Below are 24,330 nucleotides of genomic sequence, written 5' to 3' on the forward strand. Positions count from 1 at the left end.
ATTTTATGAGCTGCGTTTTTTTATCTGTGCATATTGACGTCTTATTCTTGATTTAACAAATCAAGTGGTACAAATGTAAAACCTTAGTGCCTGTCCGTTGATACGCACGATGGTTTATTGTTAAATGGGAACATTAAAATAAAATGAGCGACTTGTTGTTAGATCAATAAGCGATCATACAAAAGGATGTGCTATGTCGGTGATTAAAGATAACAGCGAAGTGCTGATGCATTTTGCCATTAAACTTGATGATGGATCGGTTGCTGAATCTACTTATGCCGCAGGTAAACCTGCAATGTTTCGCATGGGAGATGGCAGTTTAACTGACAATTTTGAAAAGTGTTTATTAGGGTTAACTATTGGTGAAAAAGGTACATTTGAACTATCGCCAGAAGATGCATTTGGTTTACCTAACCCCGATAATATCCACCATCTTGATTTAGCTAAATTTGGTGCTGATGCTCCTGCTGAAGTGGGCAACATTATCGCCTTTGCAGGTCCCGATGGACATGATATTCCCGGAATAATTACAGCCGTTGTGGGTGACTCTGTTACTGTTGATTTCAATCATCCACTTGCAGGGCAAGCTGTCACCTTTGAGGTGGAGGTTGTCTCCATTGAAAGTTAAGAGCAATTGTTGATGAAAATCTTACTCGCAAACCCACGAGGTTTTTGTGCTGGTGTTGATCGTGCGATCAGCATTGTCGAGCGTGCGTTGGAAATGTACCAACCGCCTATTTATGTTCGCCACGAAGTCGTACATAACCGTTTTGTTGTTGAAGGGCTAAAGCAGCGAGGGGCGATTTTTGTTGAAGAGCTTAGCGAAGTGCCTGATGACAATATCGTTATATTTTCAGCTCACGGTGTTTCTCAAGCGGTGCGTAATGAATCTAAGCAACGTCAATTAACCGTGTTTGATGCAACGTGTCCATTGGTGACAAAGGTACATATGGAAGTGGCTCGTGCTAGTCGAAAAGCGATGGAAGTGGTGCTGATTGGACACGCAGGACATCCCGAAGTTGAAGGCACAATGGGGCAATATGCTAATCAAGATGGTGGTATGTACCTTGTTGAAAAACCGGAGGATGTCGATAAGCTGACCACCATCGTTAAAGATCCAACTAATCTTCACTATGTTAGCCAGACGACATTATCTGTGGATGAAACGGCAGATGTCATTGATCGCTTGCGCCAAGTGTTTCCAAAAATCCAAGGGCCACGTAAAGATGATATTTGTTACGCGACTCAGAACCGCCAAGATGCTGTGCGTGAAATGGCTGAAACGGTTGATGTAATGATTGTGGTTGGCTCAAAAAATTCTTCCAATTCTAACCGTTTACGTGAGTTAGCTGAAAAGCTTGGAACACCGGGGTATTTAACCGACTGTGTTGAAGATATACAAGCTAGCTGGTTTGAAAATAAAACCAAGGTTGGAGTGACTGCGGGGGCTTCAGCGCCAGAAGAACTCGTTAATCAAATTATCGAGCAGATCAAAAAGTTAACAGGCTCTGAAGTGGAAGAGCTTTCAGGTCGTGAAGAAAACATGTTCTTTGAAGTACCTAAAGAGTTACAAGTAAAGAATATCTAATAGCATATTGATTTGTACAGAATAAGCCTCAGTGAAAGCTGGGGCTTTTTTATCGTCTGTAAAACCGCTACAGTATTGAGATAATTATATATTCATCAAGGGAGAAGCACGCAATGGTAAGAATTGCGATAGCCGGAGCTGCTGGCCGAATGGGGCGTCAGCTATTAAAAGCAACACAACTATCAGAAAAAGCAGAATTAGGTGCCGCGACTGAGCGTGCAGGTTCTACATTAGTAGGTGCTGATGCTGGTGAGTTAGCAGGAACGGGTGTTGCCAATGTGATCATTGTTGATGATCTTAACCAGGCTCTTGATGATTTTGATGTGTTAATTGACTTTACTGCACCTGTCGCAACATTGGCGAATATTGAGTTTTGTCAGCAACATAATAAAAAAATTGTAATTGGTACAACCGGTTTTACAGAGCAAGAGCGAGAGTTAATTGATCTTGCTGCTCGTGATATTTCTATCGTGATGGCGCCTAATTATAGTGTAGGGGTTAATCTGGTTTTCAAATTGTTAGAAAAAGCTGCCAAAGTGATGGGCGATTACTGCGATATTGAAATTATCGAAGCGCACCATCGTCATAAAGTGGATGCACCATCAGGAACAGCAATTGGGATGGGAGAAGCGATTGCGGGCGCGATGGGCAATAAATTAAGTGATGTTGCAGTTTATGCTCGAGAGGGGATCACGGGTGAGCGTACTCGTGATGAGATTGGTTTTGCTACGATTCGTGCTGGTGACATAGTAGGTGAACACACCGCCATGTTTGCAGATATCGGTGAGCGTGTGGAGATCACTCATAAAGCAACAGACAGAATGACATTTGCCAATGGTGCGGTGAGAGCGGCGGTATGGCTCAATGATAAATCGCCTGGTTTTTATACTATGGAAGATGTCTTAGGGCTTGATTCATTATAATCGAGACAAAAACCTGCTAATAAGCAGGTTTTTTTATATCTGAATAAAGTGAGAATAAATATTGTAAATACAAATAGAGATGAATTTATTCGTGTTATATCAGTATATTTTTGAGGTGGTTAAATATCGCACTGAGCTGGGTTTATTTACTGTATAAAATAGATGGTTGGTCGTGTTTTTTTTGTTAGATGGTTATTTGTGTTTGCTTAGTTGTCATTTTTGGCTTTTTTGATGGGTGTTTGTATTTGTTAATGGTTTGGTTTTGATTGCAAACGGTTGCGTTCTCATTTGATTTGATGTTGATACTAAAAAATACGACTAAACATGTTATTTTAGCATTTTGGATACTTAATTGTGTTGAGATAGTTATTTGTTGAATTTATTTCTGCTCTTATGTTGACAGATTGCTAACAGATCAATAGAATTTGCGCAATTTGTCAAAAATCAGTAAGACGTGATTTTTGATATGAAAAGGAATGGGTAATTGCAAGTTTATCTGTTTTAATTGCATTTTTATTTAATTGGAGGTTGTCTTGAGCAAATCTGCGCTATTAGTCCTTGAAGATGGGACTGTGTTCCGCGGCGTGTCCATTGGAGCAGATGGTTCGGCCGTTGGTGAAGTCGTTTTTAATACTTCGATGACGGGGTATCAGGAAATTCTCACTGACCCTTCCTACTCACAACAGATCGTTACCCTTACTTATCCCCACATTGGCAATACCGGTACTAATACCGAAGACGAAGAATCCACGGCAATTCATGCACAAGGTTTGGTTATTCGTGATCTTCCTCTTATCGCTTCAAACTTCCGCTCTGAACAATCTCTTTCTGACTATCTAAAATCACAAAACATCGTTGGTATCGCTGATATCGATACTCGCAAGCTAACCCGTATTCTTCGTGAAAAAGGTGCGCAGAACGGTTGTATCGTTGCAGGTAACAATATCGATGAAGGTTTTGCACTTGAACAAGCGAAAGCGTTTCCTGGTCTGAAAGGTATGGATTTAGCGAAAGAAGTGACAACAAGCGAAACTTACAGCTGGAAGCAAGGTTCTTGGACATTAGAGAATGGTTTACCAGAAGCACAAGAAGATAAAGAACTGCCTTACCATGTAGTCGCTTATGATTTTGGTGCTAAACGTAATATTTTACGTATGTTGGTTGACCGTGGTTGTCGCTTAACAGTTGTGCCTGCACAAACGTCAGCAGAAGACGTGCTTGCGTTAAATCCAGATGGCGTATTCTTATCAAATGGTCCTGGTGACCCAGAGCCATGTACTTACGCGATTGAAGCAACCAAAACATTCCTCGATAAAAATATTCCAATCTTTGGTATTTGTTTAGGTCACCAAATTCTTGCCTTAGCAAGTGGTGCAAAAACAGTAAAAATGAAGTTTGGCCACCATGGTGCTAACCACCCTGTTAAAGATTTAGATCGTGATGTTGTGATGATCACCAGCCAGAACCACGGTTTTGCTGCTGACGAAGCAACGTTACCTGAAAATTTACGTGCGACACACAAATCCCTGTTTGATGGCTCGCTACAAGGTATTCATCGTACCGACAAGCCTGCATTCAGTTTCCAAGGCCACCCAGAAGCGAGCCCTGGTCCACATGATGCAGCACCATTATTTGATCACTTTATCGAATTAATTAAGAAACACAGCGCCTAAGCCGGGAGTAGTAAGAAATGCCAAAACGTACTGATATAAAAAGTGTACTAATTTTAGGTGCTGGACCGATCGTTATCGGTCAGGCCTGTGAGTTCGATTACTCTGGTGCACAAGCTTGTAAAGCACTTCGTGAAGAGGGTTACCGCGTTATTCTGGTAAACTCTAACCCTGCGACTATCATGACTGATCCTGAAATGGCTGATGCAACTTACATAGAGCCAATTCACTGGGAAGTGGTACGTAATATCATTGCTAAAGAGCGCCCTGATGCGGTACTACCAACCATGGGTGGTCAAACCGCACTTAACTGTGCGTTAGATCTTGAAAAATATGGCGTATTAGAAGAATTCAATGTTGAGATGATTGGCGCAACAGCGGATGCAATTGATAAAGCTGAAAACCGTTCTCGTTTTGACAAAGCAATGAAAGCCATCGGCCTTGAGTGTCCTCGTGCTGATACTGCAACAACGATGGAAGAAGCTTACAAAGTTCTCGAAATGGTTGGCTTCCCTTGTATTATTCGCCCGTCATTTACGATGGGTGGTACAGGTGGCGGTATTGCATACAACAAAGAAGAATTTGAAGAAATTTGTTCGCGCGGTATCGACCTATCACCAACCAATGAATTATTGATTGATGAATCACTGATTGGTTGGAAAGAATATGAGATGGAAGTGGTTCGTGATAAGAACGACAACTGTATCATTGTGTGTGCAATTGAAAACTTCGACCCAATGGGTATTCACACCGGTGACTCAATCACAGTCGCACCTGCGCAAACACTAACAGATAAAGAATACCAATTAATGCGTAATGCATCGCTTGCAGTACTGCGCGAAATTGGTGTTGAAACCGGTGGTTCAAACGTCCAGTTTGGTATTAACCCGAAAGATGGCCGTATGGTTATCATCGAGATGAACCCACGTGTATCTCGTTCATCGGCATTAGCATCAAAAGCAACAGGTTTCCCGATTGCAAAAATCGCGGCAAAACTGGCGATTGGTTTCACCCTTGATGAACTGATGAATGACATCACAGGCGGCGCAACACCGGCATCATTTGAACCAACTATTGATTACGTAGTAACGAAAATTCCTCGATTTAACTTCGAGAAATTTGCTGGCGCTAACGATCGCTTAACGACACAAATGAAGTCGGTAGGTGAGGTTATGGCGATTGGCCGTAACCAACAAGAATCATTACATAAAGCACTACGTGGCCTAGAAGTTGGCGCGAACGGCTTTGATGAAATGGTTGATCTTGATGATCCAAATGCGATGAGCAAGATCCGACATGAACTGAAAGAAGCAGGTGCTGAGCGTATTTGGTACATCGGTGATGCTTTCCGTGCGGGTATGTCGGTTGACGGTATCTTCAATCTAACTAACATTGACCGTTGGTTCTTGGTTCAAATTGAAGAAATCATCAAACTTGAAGAGCAAGTGAAAGCTGGAGGTTTTGCAGGTCTTAATGCTGACGTATTACGTAAGCTTAAGCGCAAAGGTTTTGCAGATGCACGTCTTGCTAAATTATTGGGTGTTAGCGAAGGCGAAATTCGTAAACTACGTGATCAGTTTGACATTCATCCTGTCTACAAGCGTGTAGATACGTGTGCCGCTGAATTCTCATCAGATACTGCTTACATGTACTCATCATACGATGAAGAGTGTGAAGCAAATCCAACGGACAAAGACAAAATCATGGTACTGGGCGGTGGTCCAAACCGTATCGGTCAAGGTATCGAGTTTGACTACTGTTGTGTTCATGCATCACTGGCGCTACGTGAAGATGGTTATGAAACTATCATGGTTAACTGTAACCCAGAGACTGTATCAACTGACTATGACACATCAGATCGTCTGTACTTCGAACCTGTAACACTTGAAGATGTACTGGCTATCGCACGTGTTGAAAAGCCAAAAGGTGTGATTGTTCAGTATGGCGGTCAAACACCACTGAAACTCGCTCGTGCACTAGAAGCGGCAGGTGTGCCAATTATCGGTACAAGTCCAGATGCGATTGACCGCGCAGAAGATCGTGAGCGTTTCCAACAAGCCGTTGACCGTTTAGGTTTACTGCAACCAGAAAATGCAACGGTAACAACGATGGAGCAAGCGATTGAGAAGTCGCGTGACATTGGTTACCCATTAGTGGTACGTCCATCGTATGTACTTGGCGGTCGAGCAATGGAAATTGTTTACGACGAGCAAGATCTACGTCGCTACTTCAATGAAGCGGTAAGTGTTTCAAATGAATCACCTGTACTACTCGATCGTTTCTTAGATGATGCGGTGGAAGTAGACGTTGATGCAATTTGCGACGGTGAGCAAGTCGTGATTGGCGGTATCATGGAGCATATCGAGCAAGCGGGTGTTCACTCAGGTGATTCTGCATGTTCACTGCCTGCTTATACCCTAAGTCAAGAAATCCAAGATGTGATGCGTGAGCAGGTGAAGAACCTAGCGTTTGAATTAGGTGTTCGTGGATTAATGAATACCCAGTTCGCCGTAAAAGATAACGAAGTGTACCTTATCGAGGTTAACCCTCGTGCTGCACGTACCGTACCGTTCGTATCTAAGGCGACAGGTGCACCGCTGGCGAAAATTGCAGCGCGTGTAATGGCTGGTCAATCACTTGAATCACAAGGTTTTACCAAGGAAATTATTCCACCGTATTATTCAGTGAAAGAAGTCGTCCTACCGTTTAACAAGTTCCCAGGTGTTGATCCACTGTTAGGCCCTGAAATGCGCTCAACAGGTGAAGTTATGGGTATCGGTAATACGTTTGCAGAAGCATTCGCTAAAGCTGAATTAGGTTGTGGTAAAGAATACCCTGAAGGTGGTCGTGCGCTATTATCTGTTCGTGAAGGTGATAAGCAACGTGTGGTTGATTTAGCTTCTAAGCTAATTAAGCTTGGCTACCAATTAGATGCAACACACGGTACAGCAGTTATTCTTGGTGAAGCGGGTATTAACCCACGTCTAGTGAACAAAGTACATGAAGGTCGTCCTCATATTCTTGACCGTATCAAGAATAATGAATACACCTACATTGTAAATACTGCATCGGGTCGTCAAGCGATTGAAGATTCAAAAGTACTTCGTCGTGGTGCGCTAGCTGAAAAAGTTAACTACACTACAACTCTAAATGCGGGATTTGCAACATGTATGGCGCATACTGCAGATGACCGCAATACAGTGTCTTCAATTCAAGAGCTTCACGCACGTATTAAATAAGTATTACTCACTACGAAATAAAAAGCCGAACGTTAACGTTCGGCTTTTTTTATTGTTAAATACATAATCACATATAACTCATTGAAATTTTATATCATTAGTTTAATCAGTTGCTGTTCAGATTTATTAACGTAAGATACTGGCGTCGCAGCAAGCGATACATTCTTCTTGGAGATTTTAATGAACAATACCGACCATCCCCCGAGTATGAAGCTGGAAAATTAGCTTAGGTAACGGTATTAAATAGTATATTCCGTGCTGCTAGGCTCGGAGTCATGTCTTGTAACCCCCTTTTTTGAAATTATTCATTTTCGACATCTCTCCTGTAATTTTCCTCTTTATTTACTTATCAATAATATGAGCTTTAAATCTATGTTTACCACAACAGCGCGACTGTATTGTTATGTGGTGCGCGAGGGTTTATTGCAAATGTTAATGTGGTGGTCGTTACCTTCTCTTTCTAGAGAGACAGCTAATCGGGAGATTCGCCATGGCGGTAATGAATTATGCAGCTTTTTCAGCAACAACCCATATTGCGCAAAAAGAGGCGTTAGCAGTACGTAATGCATTTTTAAAATATGATCTAGTTGAACAAGCGCAATTATTGGCAAAAATGCCAGTCGTAGAGGCTTTAGCTATGTTACAGGAATGCCCATTGCGGCATGTGCAAATTTTATTAGATCGTTTAGATGAATTAGAAGAGGACATACGAGCCCGCCAACTAGCCAGTGGTTTAGGGTTAATTTGCTCTGAGGTTGAACCGAGCGGGCATTATTTAGAAAATAGTGTCTTAAACCATGTTAAGGAACGCATAGGTTGGATTGTAGGGCTGGCTTTAATGGGAATTGTCTCGGGCTTAATTATTTCTCACTATGAAGATACCCTGAGTCAATTAGTCCTACTTGCGATTTATATGCCGGTGATTGCAGCTGCGGGTGGGAATGCTGGCTCGCAGGCGGCAACACTGGTTGTGCGAGCATTGGCAATGGAAGAAATACGCTCAAAAGATTGGTTATTGGTGCTTTGGAAAGAATTTAGAGTTGCGATTATTATCGCGGTGAGCCTTGCAGTCGTGATCATTGGACGGGTGATTTTTTTTAGTGGGGATGTTGTGTTACCTACAGGAATGACACTAGACTCGATAGCATTTGCGATTGGGATAGCCATTGCTATTCAGGTGATTATTTCGACTAGTGTTGGTGGGGTTTTACCTATGCTAGCGAGATCATTAAATCTCGATCCTGCGGTATTAGTCAGCCCTGTCTTAGCTTCAATGGTCGATATCACGGGGATGGTGATTTACTTCAAGACAGTCAATTGGATGCTAGGCTTCGGTTAGTAAGATTGTTTGTATTAAAAAAGCCGCTATTGCTCGAATATTTCTAGATGAAAGTATTTAATAGCGGCTTTTATCTCTCAGGTCTCTTATTTAGTCGTTTTTATACAGTGAGCTATAAAGTTGCTTTTCAAATTGGTAAATAGGCGGTAATGCTGCTTTTTTACCGTCATGCATATGTGGATAGTAATTCGTCACTAGCTGTACAAAGAGTAGTGGTTTACCGTTGTGGGTCTTAATCACACCTGCAAGGTTATAAGTTCCGAATAAAGAGCCACTTTTAGCAATAACCTTACCTTTTAACGGAGCATCACGAAGACTGCGACGGTACTGTAACGTGCCACTTTTACCTGATACGGGTAAATCGTTCATTAAACCTAATTTAGGGTGGTTATAAATGTAAGTGATTACTTTCATTAAATCACTTGCTGTTAAACGGTTGTTACGCGATAAGCCTGAACCATCCACCATCACGGTATCAGAAAGATCGATACCAGCTTTATCTTTTAGTATCGCCTTAATTGCTTCAATGCCATTGGTGTAACTACCGGCTTGGTGGTAATACTTGGCACCAATGGTTTTGGCAATGTTATCGGCAAATAAGTTATCAGAGCGCTTCAGCATAATATCAAGCAGCGTTGATAATGGGGCTGAGCGATGTGTTGCAATGATTTTACCACTGACTTTATCGTTACGAAGTACCTTACCGTTTAACTTTATCCCTGCACGCTTAAGCTCTTGTTGAATAACGGCAGTTGAATACAAGGTTGTGTTTTGTACTGCAAATTTAAGCGGTAGAGGCTGTTTACGAGGTTGGATACAGCCACTAATTTGATACATATTACGATCATTCGATGTCATTGAAAGCTGACAGTGCTGCTCTTTTTGCTGTGCTTTTGACACCACAATCGCAGAGGTTTTTACTTGAATTGGCTGGTGGCTAGGCACATTTACGCGTGTAACGTCACCCAAAGATTTATTGCTGTATAGCGCACCTTGAACACAGTTGTGCTCTAAGCTGATACTACTTGATGGCGCACTATAGCAAGAGCCTAAAATATCCCAAGGCCAACCAATAGCACGTTCATAGCCAGTAAAATGTCCACCGTTTAAGTACAGGTTACCTTTAATCGTAGCTATGCCTTGCTGTTTTAGTTGGCGAAGTAAATTGGCAATATCGCTGCGTTTAAGTGTTGGCTCGCCATTAAATTTCAAAATGACATCATTACCTTTCGTTTCAAGGTAAGTATCAAAGCGGAAGTTATTACCGAGATATAGCTTTGCGGCAAGGGCGGTGATCGTTTTTTGGGTACTTGCAGGGGCTTGTAATTCATCTGCGCGTTTATCGTATATAACTTTGTTGGTGGCTGGGTTTACAATAAGAAGCGCGACATCACTCCCTTTGGGCAGGTGTTCGATAGCTTGCTGAGGTAAGAACGCAGCAAAAGAAGAAAAGGTCGTTGCCATTAAAGCGGAGCAAAGCAATTTTTTAAACATGTGAAGGCATAATTTTGGTTAAGAGATAGGCCTTAATCATAACGTTTATATGAGAGAGGGTAAAAAAAGAGAGGAAATAAAGACTAAAACTGACACAAAAGTAATAAAAAACGCCGACCGAAGCCGACGTTTCACTATATGTTGCTTTTAATCACAAGGATTAGAAGTCGTAACGAGCACCTAGAACGAATTGGTCAGATGCTGCAACTTTACCTACTTCGTTCTTATTAAGCATGTTGAATGTGTAAGAAGCGTAAGTACGGAAGTTGCTGTTGAAGTAGTAAGTAGCATCAACTGCAGCTGCATTTGCTAGCTCATCGTATACATTGTGAGCGTTTTCATCTTTCATGAAGCCGTAAGTAGTCGTGAATACAGTTTTACCCATAGTGTACGCTGCTGCGAATTCGTAGCCTTGAGTATCTGTTACATCGCCAGTTACTAAGTTAGTACCGTCGCGACGACCGGACTTGTATAGGCCACCGAAGTATAGATCGCCCATTGTGTAAGATGCTACTGCGAAAGTTTGCTCTGAACGTGCTTTGTGAGTATTCGCGTTACCAAGTTGGTCACGTTGCTCGCCGTAACCAGCACCTAGTGCAAGACCTGTATCAGCTACTTTGTATACAGCACCTGTTGAGAAACCGTGTACGTCTGTTTTGTTACCAGCTGTATCATAATCAGCGCCAGCGAAAACGTAGTTAGCTTTGAACGTTAGATCACCAAATGTACCAGCGTATGCTAGGTTGTTAGTTGTACGGTCAGCTACTGCTAGCTTAGTACCACCAACAACAGAGCCAGCGTATGCCATGATATCAGTGAAATCAGTTAGCATACCTAGAGAGCCGTCAGCCTTACCGTAAACAATTTGACCGTATTGGTCGCTGTTTACACCAGCATACATGTAACGGTTTTCGTCATCAGAATTGTCGTCTTTGAACTCACGCTCGTAGAAACCAATACCTTGAACGCCATCTGCGATTTGTGTTTTCGCATCAATGTTTACACGTACACGTGAAATATCAGTTACTTCATTTTGTGTTTTTTGTAGTGTTGGTGCTACTGCATTATTTTCAGCTTGCTCAGAAAGAAGAGCACGAGCTTCTACACGACCGCCGATAGCAAGAGAAGATGTATCATCTGAATAAACTTGTGCTGCTGATGCTGCGCCAGATAGAGTTGCTGCTGTTACTGCTAAAGCAATAAGGTGCTTGTTCATTACCGAATCCTTTTTTAAATTTTTATGTGTTGCATTTCTATGCCAAATGCATGCTGTTCTTTTTACTTGTGTCTACTGATTTATGTTAGTAAAAAAAACTGAAAAATACCTCATTAGTGTGTCTTTTTTGTTTTTTTTAGTTTTTATTGTTAATTTAATCAGTGTGTTATGTCTATCGATAAAAGTTCTAAATTAATTTTATTTTTTAGTTGTATTTAGGTAATCAATGGGAAATGCCTGAGTGAATATTTGTATAAATATTGTTGAAGTGTGAGATTATAACTTTTCTCAATGAAAAAAAGGTGGTAGCGAGAGGCTTATTTCTTTGGTGAATGTTTTAACTATTGATTTGTTACTATGAATTATTGATATAGTATTTTTAGCATATTCATTGTTTTTGACTGTTATTAAAACGAAAAACAGATTAATGACGTAACGAGGATGATCTCTTGTCCATCTTTGTTTAATATGATAAACATCGTGACATATACACTGTTAGCTCAATCACGATTGGGCTAGCTTTTTTATTTCCTGAAATTGGCGTGCGCTATCAGGTTATTGAGGTAATTTATTTATGGAAAAAGTGCCAATGACTGTACGTGGCGAACAAAAGCTACGTAGTGAACTTGAAGTATTGTTGAAGCGTCGCCCTCTTATTTCTCAGGCGATCGCAGAAGCACGTGAGCTTGGCGACTTAAAAGAAAATGCGGAATACCATGCGGCTCGTGAAGAGCAAGGTATTTGTGAAGCGCAAATTCGTGATATTGAATACAAACTATCTGTTGCTCAAATTATTGATGTAACTACTATGCCAAATACAGGCAAAGTGATTTTTGGTACTACAATCACTTTGCTAGATTTAGATACCGAGAGTGAAGTGACATACTGTATCGTGGGTGATGATGAAGCGAATATTAAGGAAAACTTAATTTCAGTGAATTCACCAATTGCACGTGGTTTGATCGGTAAGATGGAAGGTGATGAGGTTGCGATTACCACGCCTGGCGGTCAAAAAGAGTTTGAAATTGTAGAAGTGAAATACATCTAATAATTTTACTGATGATTATATTCATCAGAAAATATAATCACTAAAATAGGTGATATCGATTAGCAATTAATGCATTTTTTTGTATTAATAATAGATACAAAAAAGGCCGCTAGGCGGCCTTTTTTATTTACGAGGAAGCTCGATTTTACGATCTTCACTCTGGCGGTAAAGAACTAACGTTTTACCGATAACCTGCACTTTTTCAGCTTTAGTTTCGCGAACGATAGCGTCGACGATTAAAACTTTAGTTTCACGATCTTCAGTAGCAACCTTAACTTTGATCAATTCATGATGGTTAAGTGCAATTTCAATTTCAGCCAATACAGCTTCTGTTAGGCCGTTTGCACCCATAAGTACAACTGGTTTTAGATTGTGAGCAAGACCTTTTAGGAATTGCTTTTGTTTGGTGCTTAGATTCATGATGACTCTATTTTTTTGGTTATTAGGGTTGAAAACGTGACATTCTACCGCCATCTAGACTAGAAGACTAATTTGTTTGCATTATGACAGCATGAAAATTTGTAGTGTTTGAGTTGTACTGCACATTTTGATTGTACATTTTAATGAATTAGATGCGATAAAGCCTTTGGCAGACGTATACTTAACAAGTATCTCAACTCATTAGGTTAGGCATGAGTAGAAAAAAACAATCCGGCAGTTCTGGCCGCTGGCTAAAAGAGCATTTCGACGATAAATATGTTCAGGAAGCACAAAAACGTGGTTATCGTTCACGTGCTTTCTTTAAAATTGAAGAAATTCAGAACAAAGATAAGTTATTAAAACCGGGCATGACAGTGGTTGACCTTGGTGCTGCACCAGGTGGTTGGTCACAATATGCGGCAGAAATTGTAGGTAGTGAAGGACAAGTCATTGCTTGTGATATTTTGCCAATGGATTCCCTTCCAGGTGTTAGTTTCCTGCAAGGTGATTTCCGAGAAGAGGCTGTGTTAGATGCACTATTGGACCGCATTCAACCAGATATGGTTGACGTGGTGATGTCTGATATGGCACCTAATATGAGTGGTAATCTTGCATCCGACCAACCGAGAGCGATGTATCTTGTTGAGCTTGCATTAGATATGTGTCGACAAGTACTTGCGCCGAATGGCAGTTTTACGGTAAAAGTTTTCCAAGGCGAAGGCTTTGACCAATATCTAGCTGAAATTCGTAGTATGTTCAAAGTGGTTAAAATTCGTAAACCAGATTCCTCGCGAGATCGCTCGCGTGAAGTCTATATTGTGGCTACAGGTTACAAACTGTAGTAATCTACATTCATCTTTTAGTTATCGCGAGGTTAACACCTTGAGTGACATGGCAAAAAACTTGATTTTATGGTTAGTCATTGCCGTTGTTCTTATGTCTGTATTCCAAAGCTTTGGAACCAACAGTAGTAAAGCAAGTGGTCAAGTAGACTATACGACATTTGTCCGTCAAATCGGTCAGGATCAGATAAAGGAAGTGCGATTCAATGATCGTGAAATCACTGTAACCAAACGTGATAATGCGAGCTATGTAACATACTTACCTGTCGCTAATGATCCTAAGCTGTTAGACGATCTAATTAACGCTAACGTAGCTGTTTCTGGTACACCACCTGAAGAGCCTAGCCTATTGGCTTCAATCTTCATTTCGTGGTTCCCAATGCTTCTATTAATTGGTGTTTGGATATTCTTTATGCGTCAGATGCAGGGCGGTGGTGGCAAAGGTGCCATGTCGTTCGGTAAATCTAAAGCGCGTATGATGAGCGAAGACCAAATCAAAACAACGTTCGCCGATGTGGCTGGTTGTGATGAAGCGAAAGAAGACGTTAAAGAACTGGTTGATTACTTACGTGATCCAAGCCGTTTCCAAAAGCTAGGTGGTAAAATCCCAACAGGTGTGTTGATGGTTGGTCCTCCTGGTACAGGTAAAACGTTACTTGCAAAAGCGATTGCAGGTGAGGCGAAAGTACCGTTCTTTACTATTTCTGGTTCTGACTTTGTTGAAATGTTTGTTGGTGTTGGTGCATCTCGTGTGCGTGACATGTTCGAACAAGCAAAAAAGGCTGCGCCTTGTATCATCTTTATTGATGAAATCGATGCGGTAGGTCGTCAACGTGGTGCTGGTGTAGGTGGTGGTCACGATGAGCGTGAACAAACACTGAACCAGATGCTAGTTGAGATGGATGGCTTCGAAGGCAATGAGGGTATTATCGTTATTGCTGCAACGAACCGTCCCGACGTACTAGACCCTGCATTACTGCGTCCTGGTCGTTTTGACCGTCAAGTAGTGGTAGGTCTTCCTGATGTACGCGGTCGTGAGCAGATCCTTAAAGTTCACATGCGTAAAGTGCCACTAGATGGTGATGTAAATCCATCATTGATTGCTCGTGGTACACCAGGTTTCTCTGGTGCTGATTTAGCAAACCTTGTTAACGAAGCGGCATTATTTGCTGCCCGTGGTAACAAGCGTACTGTTTCGATGGTTGAGTTCGAATTAGCGAAAGATAAGATCATGATGGGCGCAGAGCGTAAATCAATGGTTATGTCTGAAGATCAAAAAGAATCAACTGCGTATCACGAAGCAGGTCACGCAATTATTGGTCGTTTAGTACCGGATCATGATCCTGTATATAAAGTATCGATTATTCCACGTGGTCGTGCGCTAGGTGTAACGATGTACTTACCCGAGCAAGATCGTGTAAGTCACTCTCGTGAGTTCTTGGAGTCAATGATTTCAAGTCTTTACGGTGGTCGTTTAGCTGAAGAATTGATTTACGGCGTAGATAAAGTATCAACAGGTGCATCAAATGACATTGAACGCGCAACTGATATTGCACGTAAGATGGTGACTCAGTGGGGCTTCTCTGAGAAGTTAGGTCCATTACTTTATGCTGAAGATGAAGGGGAAGTCTTCCTTGGTCGTTCAGTTACACAAAGTAAGCATATGTCTGATGACACTGCAAAACTGATTGATACTGAAGTTCGCACCTTAATTGATCGTAACTATCAACGTGCTCGTCAAATTCTAGTTGATAATATGGATATCATGCATGCAATGAAAGATGCATTGATGAAATATGAAACTATTGACGCAGGTCAGATTGATGACTTGATGGAACGTAAAGCAGAAATCCGTGCACCGAAAGGTTGGTCGGATAATGACGATACAATGAAACCATCAGGTAAAGAAGCACCTGAAACTGAATTAGCACCTGATGAGCCAATTGGCGATGGTATTGATGCGTTGACGAAAGAAGACGATACCGATACAAAACCTCAGGCTTAATTTAGCGTTGAATAAAAACCCTGGCCTTGGTCAGGGTTTTTTTTATCTTAATAAAATGGAATAGCAGATGCAGTTAACCAGTCGTAATAAAAATTTAGAACTATCTACCCCACAGGTCATGGGAATTTTAAATGTTACGCCAGATTCATTTTCTGATGGTGGAAAGTTTAATCGTATTGATTATGCGCTCAATCATGTGGAAAGCATGCTGCAAGCTGGCACATCCATTATTGATATCGGTGGTGAATCAACGCGACCTGGTGCTAAAGAGGTGGCACTTAGTGAAGAGTTAGATCGCGTGGTACCGATCATTGAAGCTATTCGTCAACGTTTTGATTGTTGGATTTCAATTGATACCAGTAAAGCTCAGGTCATGAAAGAGGCGGTAAATGCAGGGGCAGATCTGATTAATGATGTACGTGCGTTGCAAGAGCCTAATGCATTAGAGGTTGCCGCAAAAGCCAATGTGCCGATTTGCTTGATGCATATGCAAGGCCAGCCTCGTACAATGCAGCACCAACCGAATTATAATCATCTTATTCAGGATGTTTCTGATTTTCTGAGTGAGCGAATTTCAGCGTGTGAAAATGTTGGAATTTCACGTCAGCAGTTGATCCTAGATCCTGGTTTTGGGTTTGGTAAAACGCTTGAACATAATTATCAAATGTTAGCGAAATTTGAACAATTTCACCAATTCGGATTACCTGTATTAGCGGGGATGTCTCGTAAATCAATGATATTCAATTTATTAGGTAAGCCACCTGCTGAATGTCTCGCGGGAAGTTTAGCTTGTGCTACCATTGCAGCAATGAAAGGTGCGCATATTATTCGAGTTCATGATGCTAGAGAAACAGCTGAAGTCATGAAAATTTATAATATGGTACTGCAACAATCGAAATAAAAGTGAATTGTGATGTGTCATTAATTTGTTCGTCACTGAAGTATTCAATATAGCTAGGAGCAAAACATGTCTGAACGTAAGTTCTTTGGTACTGATGGTATTCGTGGTTTAGTCGGTGAAGCACCCATTACACCAGACTTTGTAATGAAGTTAGGGTGGGCTGCTGGCCGCGTATTATCACAAACGGGGACAAAAAAAGTCTTAATTGGTAAAGATACCCGTATCTCTGGCTATATGTTGGAGTCAGCTTTAGAAGCAGGCTTAGCTGCAGCTGGTTTAAAGGCCGCATTCACTGGACCAATGCCAACACCAGCAGTTGCTTATCTCACTCGTACGTTCCGAGCAGAAGCTGGTATTGTTATTTCCGCTTCTCACAATCCTTATTATGATAATGGTATTAAATTCTTTTCAGCTCAAGGTACTAAATTACCGGATGATATTGAACTTGCAATTGAAGCTGAAATGGAAAAACCATTAACCTGTGTTGAATCAGCATTGCTTGGTAAAGCTTATCGTATCGATGATGCAGCTGGACGCTACATTGAATTTTGTAAAGGGACTTTTCCAACACATTTAAGCCTTGAAGGTTTTAAGGTTGTTGTTGATTGTGCTCATGGTGCAACTTATCACATTGCACCCAAAGTATTTTCAGAGTTAGGGGCCGAAGTGATTGCTATCGGTTGTGAGCCTAATGGTGTGAACATTAACGATAAAGTAGGAGCAACGGATGTTGCTGCGCTTCAGGCTAAGGTACTTGAAGAAAAAGCGGACTTTGGTATCGCATTGGATGGTGATGGCGATCGTGTGATCATGGTTGATGAGTTAGGTAATAAAGTTGATGGTGACCAAATAGCCTACATTATTGCTCGTGATGCATTACGTCGTGGCGAACTAAAAGGGGGCGTTGTTGGTACATTAATGACAAATATGGGCATGGAAGTTGCTCTTAAGAATTTAGGCATTCCATTTGTTCGCGCCAAAGTAGGCGATCGTTATGTAATGGAAGAGCTGCAGAAGCAAGATTGGTTGATTGGTGCAGAGAACTCTGGTCATGTCATTTTGCTTGATAAAGTGACAACCGGCGATGGTATTGTTGCAGGTCTTCAAGTAATGGCATCAATCGTTGCAAGTAAGATGAGCTTAAAAGAACTTTGTGATGGTATGGTTATGTTCCCTCAAGTACTTGAGAATGTACGTTTCAAAGGGACTTCTGATCCATTAAAGTCTGATGAAGTTATTACTGCAACTAAATTAGTTGAAGAAAAGTTAGGTGATAATGGTCGCGTATTGTTACGTAAGTCAGGCACTGAGCCATTAATTCGTGTTATGGTTGAAGGGCAAGATGCGGCTGATGTTCAGCAATATGCTCTTGATATTGCAAAAGCAGTAAAAGAAAACTGTTAATTTGCATTTTGCGATAAATTTCAATTACGAATTTTATCGCACAAACAAGAAGGCAGGGTAGCGTGATACTCTGCCTATATTTTTATGTCGACTTCGTTTTGGCTAAATGTTGTGCAAGTGGTGTGGTGTAAAGCATTTTTCATCAAATATTACTTGTCACTACGATAGGGTTTCGCTAGTATTCAGTCGCTCCTTGGAAGATGGAGTGCGCTGGCCCTGCCTAGAGCAAAGCTGGCATAGCAATTTAACCATAGGTGGAAGCCATGTACGAAATTCTACTTGTGATTTATCTTGTCGCCGCGCTTGGTGTAATTGGCCTAGTTTTGGTTCAGCAAGGTAAAGGCGCAGATATGGGAGCCTCATTTGGGGCTGGAGCATCAGGCACATTGTTTGGCTCTAGCGGTTCCGGTAACTTTTTAACCCGAATGACAACAGTTTTGGCTGCAATTTTCTTTGTTATCAGCCTTGTTCTTGGCAACATGAGTGCAAAACAAGCAACAGAGGAAAGTAGTTGGGATAACCTAACTGCACCAGCGACAACACAACCTGTTGTTGAAAAAACAAAAACTGAGAAGGCGCCATCAACTGATGAGATCCCTCAGTAATTAAAGATTTAGCCGAGATGGTGAAATTGGTAGACACGCTAGCATGAGGTGCTAGTGCCGCAAGGTGTAGGGGTTCAAGTCCCCTTCTCGGCACCATTATACTGGTTACTTGAAAAAGTAACGCCCGAACGATATAATCGTTAGAATTTGGACGCGGGGTGGAGCAGCTTGGTAGCTCGTCGGGCTCATAACCCGAAGGTCGTTGGTTCAAATCCAGCCCCCGCAACCACTTTCCTGAAAATAAACTATTCTTAAATACGAATGTTTGTTTTCTTACTGAGGCAGATTTATAGAGTCTCGGTAATCAGGGTCCAGTAATAAAAAACCCCGTAATTCGGGGTTTTTTATTATCTGAAACATGACCATTCAGGTATCTACTGGGCTTTATGCCCTTTTTTTGTTTCCAGGGGGGTTGTTTTGACAGCTTTAGAGACACAATTAACCGAAATGCTTGAACCATCAGTATTAGCTTTAGGCTATGAACTGGTAGGTTTAGAGTTCATTCGTGCTGGTGAGCACTCCACACTTCGCGTATTTATTGACCATGAAAATGGTATCAATGTTGATGATTGCGCAGAAGTTAGTCGCCAAATAAGTGCCGTAATGGATGTTGAAGATCCAATTACTGTTGCTTATAACTTGGAAGTATCTTCCCCTGGATTGGAAAGACCACTATTCAAAGCAGCACATTATCAACAGTTTGTTGGCCACGAAGCTAACATAGTGTTAAAAATGGCGATGGGTAACCGTCGTAAGTGGAAAGGTGACATTGTCGCAGTTGAAGGCGAATTGATCACACTTAAAGTAGATGGCAATGAAGAGTCCTTTGCACTGAGCAATATCTCTAAGGCCAACCTGGTTCCAAAATTCTAACCGCTAAATTGGGGCATTAGAAATGAACAAAGAAATCTTGGCTGTCGTAGAAGCGGTATCCAACGAAAAAGCTGTTCCTCGTGAGCGTATTTTTGAAGCATTAGAAATCGCACTTGCAACGGCAACGAAAAAGAAACATGAAGCAGAAATTGATGTACGTGTTGCAATTGATCGTAAAACTGGTGAGTTTGAAACTTTCCGTCGCTGGAAAGCGGTAGAAGAAGTGACTCAGCCAACGCTTGAGATTACTCTTGAAGCGGCACAGTTTGAAGATCCAACAATTGTTGCTGGCGATTACGTTGAAGATGATATTGAATCGGTAACGTTTGACCGTATTACGACACAAACTGCAAAACAAGTTATCGTACAAAAAGTACGTGAAGCTGAGCGCGCTCAAATTGTTGAGCAATTTATCGATAATGAAGGTGAGTTAATCACTGGTATCGTTAAAAAAGTAAACCGTGATGCGGTTATTATCGATCTTGGTAATAATGCTGAAGCTGTTATCCAGCGTGATGATCAGCTTCCACGTGAAAACTTCCGTCCGGGTGACCGTGTACGTGGTCTGCTATACAAAGTTGCGCCAGAAGCGCGTGGCTTCCAGTTATTCATGACACGTTCTAAGCCAGAAATGCTTTCTGAGCTATTCCGTATTGAAGTGCCAGAAATGGGCGAAGAGCTTATTGAACTAATGGGTGCTGCTCGCGATCCTGGTTCACGTGCAAAAATTGCAGTAAAAACTAACGATAAACGTATTGACCCAGTGGGTGCGTGTGTTGGTATGCGTGGTGCACGTGTTCAAGCGGTTTCTGGTGAGCTTGGCGGCGAGCGTATTGATATCGTGCTTTGGGATGAGAATCCAGCGCAATACGTGATCAATGCGATGGCTCCGGCTGAAGTTGATTCAATCATTGTTGATGAAGATAACCATACGATGGATATCGCAGTGCAGAAAGATAATTTAGCACAAGCGATTGGTCGTAGTGGTCAGAACGTGCGTCTGGCTTCTCAACTTACTGGTTGGGAACTAAACGTAATGACGGTTGAAGATCTTCAGAAGAAGCACCAAGAAGAAGCGAAAGAGTCAATTGAAGTGTTTACTAAGCACCTAGATATTGATGAAGAATTCGCAACGGTATTGGTTGAAGAAGGTTTCACTACATTAGAAGAAATTGCTTACGTTCCAGTAAGTGAGCTAATGGATGTTGATGGTCTTGATGAAGAGACTATCGATCAACTACGTAGTCGTGCAAAAGCTGCATTAACGACACTTGCGCTTGCTAAAGAAGAATCGCTTGACGGTGCTGAGCCAGCTGAAGACCTATTAGGTCTTGAAGGCCTTGAGCGCGAGTTAGCATTTAAACTAGCAGCAAAAGGTATTTGTACGCTTGAGGATCTTGCTGATCAGGGAACTGATGACTTGACCGATATCGAAGGCGTGGACGATGCAAAAGCGGGTGAGCTAATTATGGCTGCACGTAATATTTGCTGGTTCAGCGACGAAGCGTAATCAATATAAAGCAAGGGAGGAGCATTATGTCAGAGGTTACCGTTAAAACATTGGCGGAAGAAATTGGTACGCCAATTGACCGTTTACTTCAACAGCTCTCAGAGGCAGGTATTGCTAAGAAAGCTGATGAAAATGTAAGCCAAACCGAAAAGCAGGCGTTACTTAACCATCTCCAAAAAGAGCATGGAGGTAACAGCAATACTGACGGCGCTCCAAATCGTCTTACTTTGCAACGTAAGACACGCAGTACGCTGAGCGTGTCTGGTAGCGGCGGCAAGAACAAAAATGTTCAAGTTGAAGTGCGTAAAAAGCGCACTTACGTAAAACGTTCAGCTTTGGAAGAGGAACAACGCGCAGCGGAAGAAGCTGTGAAGCGTGAAGCCGAAGAAGCCGCAAAACGTGAAGCGGAAGCTATTGCCAAAAAAGCAGCGGAAGAAGCTGCAAAACGTGAAGCTGAAGTAGCAGCTAAGCGTGCCAAAGAAGAGCAGAGTAAAGCAGAAGAATCTGCAAAACGAGAAGCGGAAGAAAAAGCAAAGCGAGACGCAGAGGAAAAGGCGAATCGTACCAAACAGGAAAAGCGTAAAGCTGAAGAGAAAGCTTTACGCGCTGTTGCTGACAAACAGGCTAAACTAGATGCTGAGGCACTACAGCGTCGTCTGGAAGAGGAAGCCAAGCGAAAAGCCGAAGAAGAAAGTCAGCGCCAGCTAGAAGAGGCTCGCAAGATGGCAGAACAGAATGAAAAGAACGGGGTAAAACCTGATCAAAACGTAAGTATGGAAAAATCTGATTACCATACAACGACATCAACTTACGCACGTGCTGCGGAAGATGAACAAGACCGCAAAGAAGAAACTTCTCGCCGTCGTAAGAAGAAAAAGCCAGCTGCTAAGCAAGATGAGCGCGGTGGCCGTGGTGGCCGTAACCAACGTGGTCGCGGTAAACCTCAAATGAACAAGCCAAGCTCAATGCAACATGGCTTCGACAAAACAGCGCAAGTTGCTAAGCAAGACGTTGTTATTGGCGAAACAATAGTTGTTTCTGAACTTGCTAACAAGATGTCTGTAAAAGGCGTTGAAGTTATCAAGGTGATGATGAAGATGGGCGCTATGGCGACTATCAACCAAGTTATCGACCAAGAAACAGCAGCACTTGTTGCTGAAGAAATGGGTCACAAAGTTATTCTACGTAAAGAAAACGAGCTTGAAGAGTCAGTGCTTTCTGATCGTAACGCAGATGACCTAGCAAAAGTTTCTCGCGCGCCTGTTGTAACTATCATGGGGCACGTTGACCACGGTAAAACATCAACACTTGATTACATCCGTAAAGCGCACGTTGCTTCTGGCGAAGCCGGTGGTATTACTCAGCACATCGGTGCATACCACGTTGAAACTGACAACGGTATGATCACTTTCCTTGATACTCCTGGACACGCAGCGTTTACAGCTATGCGTGCTCGTGGTGCTCAAGCGACAGATATCGTTGTATTAGTGGTTGCAGCTGACGATGGTGTGATGCCTCAAACAATCGAAGCAATCCAGCACGCGAAAGCGGCAGGTGTTCCTTTGATCGTTGCGGTAAACAAGATCGATAAAGAAGATGCTAACCCAGATAACGTTAAAAACGAGCTTGCTCAATACGACGTTATTCCTGAGGAGTGGGGCGGTGAGAACATGTTTGTTCACATCTCTGCGAAACAGGGTACAAACATCGAAGGCTTACTAGAAGCTATTCTACTTCAGTCTGAAGTACTTGAACTAACAGCAGCCTCTGAAGGCATGGCTAAAGGTGTGGTTGTAGAATCACGTCTTGATAAAGGCCGTGGTCCTGTAGCGACTGTTCTTGTTCAAGAAGGTACGCTTCATAAGGGCGATATCGTTCTTTGTGGCTTAGAGTACGGTCGTGTTCGTGCGATGCGTAACGAACTAGGTCAAGAAATCGAAGAAGCGGGTCCATCTATCCCTGTAGAGATCTTAGGTCTTTCAGGCGTACCAGCATCTGGTGACGAAGCGACTGTTGTACGTGACGAGCGTAAAGCACGTGAAGTTGCACTTTACCGTCAAGGTAAATTCCGTGATGTTAAACTAGCTCGCCAGCAGAAAGCGAAACTAGAGAACATGTTCTCTAACATGACAGCTGGTGAAGTTGCAGAGCTTAACGTTGTGCTTAAGGCTGACGTTCAAGGTTCTGTAGAAGCTATCGCAGATTCTCTACGTAAACTTTCTACTGATGAAGTTAAAGTGAATATCGTAGGTTCTGGTGTTGGTGGTATTACTGAAACTGACGCAGTACTTGCAGCAGCTTCTAACGCTATCGTGCTTGGTTTCAACGTTCGTGCTGATGCGTCTGCGCGTCGTACTATCGAAAATGAAAACCTAGACTTACGTTACTACTCAATCATTTACCAGCTAATTGACGAAGTTAAAGCGGCAATGGGCGGTATGCTTGCTCCTGAATTCAAGCAAGAGATCATTGGTCTTGCTGAAGTTCGTGACGTATTTAAGTCACCTAAGATTGGCGCAATCGCTGGTTGTTTGGTAACTGAAGGTACTATCAAGCGTAACAACCCTATCCGTGTTCTACGTGATAACGTAGTAATCTACGAAGGTGAGCTTGAGTCACTACGTCGCTTTAAAGATGACGTTAACGAAGTTAAGAACGGCTACGAATGTGGTATCGGCGTTAAGAACTACAATGATGTTCGCGTTGGTGATCAGATCGAAGTTTACGAAATTGTTGAAATTCAGCGTACTCTTGATTAATTATCAACGTCGCTAACTGATTCAACAACATGATTATGGGGAGCTTCGGCTCCCCATTCTTTCAAGAGCCCTATTCTTAGAGAGAGCAACAAAATGGCAAAAGAATTTAGCCGTACCCAACGTGTAGCACAGCAGCTACAAAAAGAATTAGCTGTAATTCTACAGCGTGAAATCAAAGATCCAGCGATCGCAATGACAACGATTTCAAGCGTTGATGTATCACGTGATATGAATTACGCCAAAATCTATGTGACGTTTTTCCCAATCGGTGAGCAAACCGCTGAAGGTAGCCTAGAAGCATTACGTGAAATGGCGCCTTACATTCGTTCACTCTTAGGTAAAGAGATCCGTTTACGTGTAACACCTGAGCTGAACTTTATTTTTGATCAGTCTCTAACAGAAGGTATGCGTATTTCAAACCTAGTATCGAAAGCGGTACGTGACGATGAAGATCGTCGTGGTGATGAAGACGAAGAGAAAGGCGAGGAATAAGC

At 42.1% G+C, this 24,330-nt stretch carries 19 protein-coding genes and 2 tRNA genes; 18 read left to right on the forward strand and 3 right to left on the reverse strand.

Going from position 1 to position 24,330, the window contains the following annotated elements; genetic code table 11:
* The first annotated feature begins 193 nt into the window (after positions 1 to 193).
* The 6 genes from fkpB (at position 194) to C9J45_RS10805 (ending at position 8,759) form a co-directional block, all read left to right on the forward strand.
* Positions 194 to 628, forward strand: a complete 435-nt coding sequence (gene fkpB, locus C9J45_RS10780; protein WP_045083744.1) for an FKBP-type peptidyl-prolyl cis-trans isomerase — start codon at positions 194 to 196, stop codon at positions 626 to 628.
* Between the two features lie 12 nt (positions 629 to 640).
* On the forward strand, positions 641 to 1,588 hold the full coding sequence (gene ispH / locus C9J45_RS10785; protein WP_107290871.1) for a 4-hydroxy-3-methylbut-2-enyl diphosphate reductase: 948 nt from the start codon (positions 641 to 643) through the stop codon (positions 1,586 to 1,588).
* A gap of 113 nt (positions 1,589 to 1,701) precedes the next feature.
* Positions 1,702 to 2,511, forward strand: a complete 810-nt coding sequence (dapB, locus tag C9J45_RS10790; protein WP_107207272.1) for a 4-hydroxy-tetrahydrodipicolinate reductase — start codon at positions 1,702 to 1,704, stop codon at positions 2,509 to 2,511.
* Positions 2,512 to 3,044: 533 nt separating this feature from the next.
* Complete coding sequence (gene carA, locus C9J45_RS10795) at positions 3,045 to 4,184, forward strand: glutamine-hydrolyzing carbamoyl-phosphate synthase small subunit (protein WP_006646195.1); 1,140 nt, start codon at positions 3,045 to 3,047, stop codon at positions 4,182 to 4,184.
* Between the two features lie 17 nt (positions 4,185 to 4,201).
* Positions 4,202 to 7,420 (forward strand): carbamoyl-phosphate synthase large subunit, encoded by a 3,219-nt coding sequence (gene carB, locus C9J45_RS10800; RefSeq protein ID WP_107207273.1) that lies wholly within the window; start codon positions 4,202 to 4,204, stop codon positions 7,418 to 7,420.
* A gap of 490 nt (positions 7,421 to 7,910) precedes the next feature.
* Positions 7,911 to 8,759 carry a magnesium transporter gene (locus C9J45_RS10805; RefSeq protein WP_107292515.1) on the forward strand — a complete coding sequence of 283 codons (849 nt, stop codon included), beginning with the start codon at positions 7,911 to 7,913 and terminating at the stop codon, positions 8,757 to 8,759.
* A gap of 90 nt (positions 8,760 to 8,849) precedes the next feature.
* Here the strand turns inward: C9J45_RS10805 and dacB are convergent, their stop codons facing one another.
* On the reverse strand, positions 8,850 to 10,253 hold the full coding sequence (gene dacB, locus C9J45_RS10810) for a serine-type D-Ala-D-Ala carboxypeptidase (RefSeq protein WP_107292516.1): 1,404 nt from the start codon (positions 10,251 to 10,253) through the stop codon (positions 8,850 to 8,852).
* A gap of 160 nt (positions 10,254 to 10,413) precedes the next feature.
* A complete protein-coding gene (locus C9J45_RS10815) occupies positions 10,414 to 11,469 on the reverse strand; it encodes a porin (protein ID WP_107207276.1) in 1,056 nt (351 codons plus the stop codon).
* 574 nt (positions 11,470 to 12,043) lie between these two features.
* Between C9J45_RS10815 and greA the strand changes: the two genes are divergently transcribed.
* Complete coding sequence (gene greA / locus C9J45_RS10820) at positions 12,044 to 12,517, forward strand: transcription elongation factor GreA (protein ID WP_107207277.1); 474 nt, start codon at positions 12,044 to 12,046, stop codon at positions 12,515 to 12,517.
* A 123-nt stretch (positions 12,518 to 12,640) separates the two neighbouring features.
* Here the strand turns inward: greA and yhbY are convergent, their stop codons facing one another.
* A complete protein-coding gene (yhbY, locus tag C9J45_RS10825; protein ID WP_045128373.1) occupies positions 12,641 to 12,937 on the reverse strand; it encodes a ribosome assembly RNA-binding protein YhbY in 297 nt (98 codons plus the stop codon).
* A gap of 212 nt (positions 12,938 to 13,149) precedes the next feature.
* Between yhbY and rlmE the strand changes: the two genes are divergently transcribed.
* The 11 genes from rlmE (at position 13,150) to rbfA (ending at position 24,328) form a co-directional block, all read left to right on the forward strand.
* Complete coding sequence (gene rlmE, locus C9J45_RS10830; RefSeq protein ID WP_005369560.1) at positions 13,150 to 13,779, forward strand: 23S rRNA (uridine(2552)-2'-O)-methyltransferase RlmE; 630 nt, start codon at positions 13,150 to 13,152, stop codon at positions 13,777 to 13,779.
* A gap of 49 nt (positions 13,780 to 13,828) precedes the next feature.
* A complete protein-coding gene (gene ftsH, locus C9J45_RS10835; RefSeq protein ID WP_107207278.1) occupies positions 13,829 to 15,784 on the forward strand; it encodes an ATP-dependent zinc metalloprotease FtsH in 1,956 nt (651 codons plus the stop codon).
* Between the two features lie 67 nt (positions 15,785 to 15,851).
* Positions 15,852 to 16,685, forward strand: coding sequence for a dihydropteroate synthase (gene folP / locus C9J45_RS10840; RefSeq protein ID WP_107207279.1), 834 nt, complete (start codon positions 15,852 to 15,854; stop codon positions 16,683 to 16,685).
* A 66-nt stretch (positions 16,686 to 16,751) separates the two neighbouring features.
* Positions 16,752 to 18,089 (forward strand): phosphoglucosamine mutase, encoded by a 1,338-nt coding sequence (gene glmM / locus C9J45_RS10845; protein ID WP_107207280.1) that lies wholly within the window; start codon positions 16,752 to 16,754, stop codon positions 18,087 to 18,089.
* Positions 18,090 to 18,352: 263 nt separating this feature from the next.
* Positions 18,353 to 18,694, forward strand: a complete 342-nt coding sequence (gene secG / locus C9J45_RS10850; RefSeq protein ID WP_107207281.1) for a preprotein translocase subunit SecG — start codon at positions 18,353 to 18,355, stop codon at positions 18,692 to 18,694.
* An 11-nt stretch (positions 18,695 to 18,705) separates the two neighbouring features.
* A tRNA-Leu gene (locus C9J45_RS10855) sits at positions 18,706 to 18,790 on the forward strand.
* A gap of 56 nt (positions 18,791 to 18,846) precedes the next feature.
* Positions 18,847 to 18,923: transfer RNA gene (locus C9J45_RS10860), tRNA-Met, on the forward strand.
* A gap of 188 nt (positions 18,924 to 19,111) precedes the next feature.
* Positions 19,112 to 19,567, forward strand: a complete 456-nt coding sequence (rimP, locus tag C9J45_RS10865) for a ribosome maturation factor RimP (RefSeq protein WP_005369547.1) — start codon at positions 19,112 to 19,114, stop codon at positions 19,565 to 19,567.
* Positions 19,568 to 19,589: 22 nt separating this feature from the next.
* Complete coding sequence (nusA, locus tag C9J45_RS10870; RefSeq protein WP_107207283.1) at positions 19,590 to 21,077, forward strand: transcription termination factor NusA; 1,488 nt, start codon at positions 19,590 to 19,592, stop codon at positions 21,075 to 21,077.
* Between the two features lie 26 nt (positions 21,078 to 21,103).
* Complete coding sequence (gene infB / locus C9J45_RS10875; RefSeq protein WP_107207284.1) at positions 21,104 to 23,836, forward strand: translation initiation factor IF-2; 2,733 nt, start codon at positions 21,104 to 21,106, stop codon at positions 23,834 to 23,836.
* 93 nt (positions 23,837 to 23,929) lie between these two features.
* Positions 23,930 to 24,328, forward strand: a complete 399-nt coding sequence (gene rbfA, locus C9J45_RS10880) for a 30S ribosome-binding factor RbfA (protein WP_105059538.1) — start codon at positions 23,930 to 23,932, stop codon at positions 24,326 to 24,328.
* Positions 24,329 to 24,330: the final 2 nt, after the last annotated feature.

Origin of the sequence: Photobacterium sp. GB-1 (assembly GCF_003026165.1) — a bacterium.
Taxonomy (GTDB): Bacteria; Pseudomonadota; Gammaproteobacteria; order Enterobacterales; family Vibrionaceae; genus Photobacterium.

Coding starts and splice junctions, on each gene's coding strand:
- fkpB (WP_045083744.1), top strand. CDS start 194: ATGTCGGTGATTAAAGATAACAGCGAAGTGCTGATGCATTTTGCCATT.
- ispH (WP_107290871.1), top strand. CDS start 641: ATGAAAATCTTACTCGCAAACCCACGAGGTTTTTGTGCTGGTGTTGAT.
- dapB (WP_107207272.1), top strand. CDS start 1,702: ATGGTAAGAATTGCGATAGCCGGAGCTGCTGGCCGAATGGGGCGTCAG.
- carB (WP_107207273.1), top strand. CDS start 4,202: ATGCCAAAACGTACTGATATAAAAAGTGTACTAATTTTAGGTGCTGGA.
- C9J45_RS10805 (WP_107292515.1), top strand. CDS start 7,911: ATGGCGGTAATGAATTATGCAGCTTTTTCAGCAACAACCCATATTGCG.
- dacB (WP_107292516.1), bottom strand. CDS start 10,253: ATGTTTAAAAAATTGCTTTGCTCCGCTTTAATGGCAACGACCTTTTCT.
- C9J45_RS10815 (WP_107207276.1), bottom strand. CDS start 11,469: ATGAACAAGCACCTTATTGCTTTAGCAGTAACAGCAGCAACTCTATCT.
- greA (WP_107207277.1), top strand. CDS start 12,044: ATGGAAAAAGTGCCAATGACTGTACGTGGCGAACAAAAGCTACGTAGT.
- yhbY (WP_045128373.1), bottom strand. CDS start 12,937: ATGAATCTAAGCACCAAACAAAAGCAATTCCTAAAAGGTCTTGCTCAC.
- rlmE (WP_005369560.1), top strand. CDS start 13,150: ATGAGTAGAAAAAAACAATCCGGCAGTTCTGGCCGCTGGCTAAAAGAG.
- ftsH (WP_107207278.1), top strand. CDS start 13,829: ATGGCAAAAAACTTGATTTTATGGTTAGTCATTGCCGTTGTTCTTATG.
- folP (WP_107207279.1), top strand. CDS start 15,852: ATGCAGTTAACCAGTCGTAATAAAAATTTAGAACTATCTACCCCACAG.
- glmM (WP_107207280.1), top strand. CDS start 16,752: ATGTCTGAACGTAAGTTCTTTGGTACTGATGGTATTCGTGGTTTAGTC.
- secG (WP_107207281.1), top strand. CDS start 18,353: ATGTACGAAATTCTACTTGTGATTTATCTTGTCGCCGCGCTTGGTGTA.
- nusA (WP_107207283.1), top strand. CDS start 19,590: ATGAACAAAGAAATCTTGGCTGTCGTAGAAGCGGTATCCAACGAAAAA.
- infB (WP_107207284.1), top strand. CDS start 21,104: ATGTCAGAGGTTACCGTTAAAACATTGGCGGAAGAAATTGGTACGCCA.
- rbfA (WP_105059538.1), top strand. CDS start 23,930: ATGGCAAAAGAATTTAGCCGTACCCAACGTGTAGCACAGCAGCTACAA.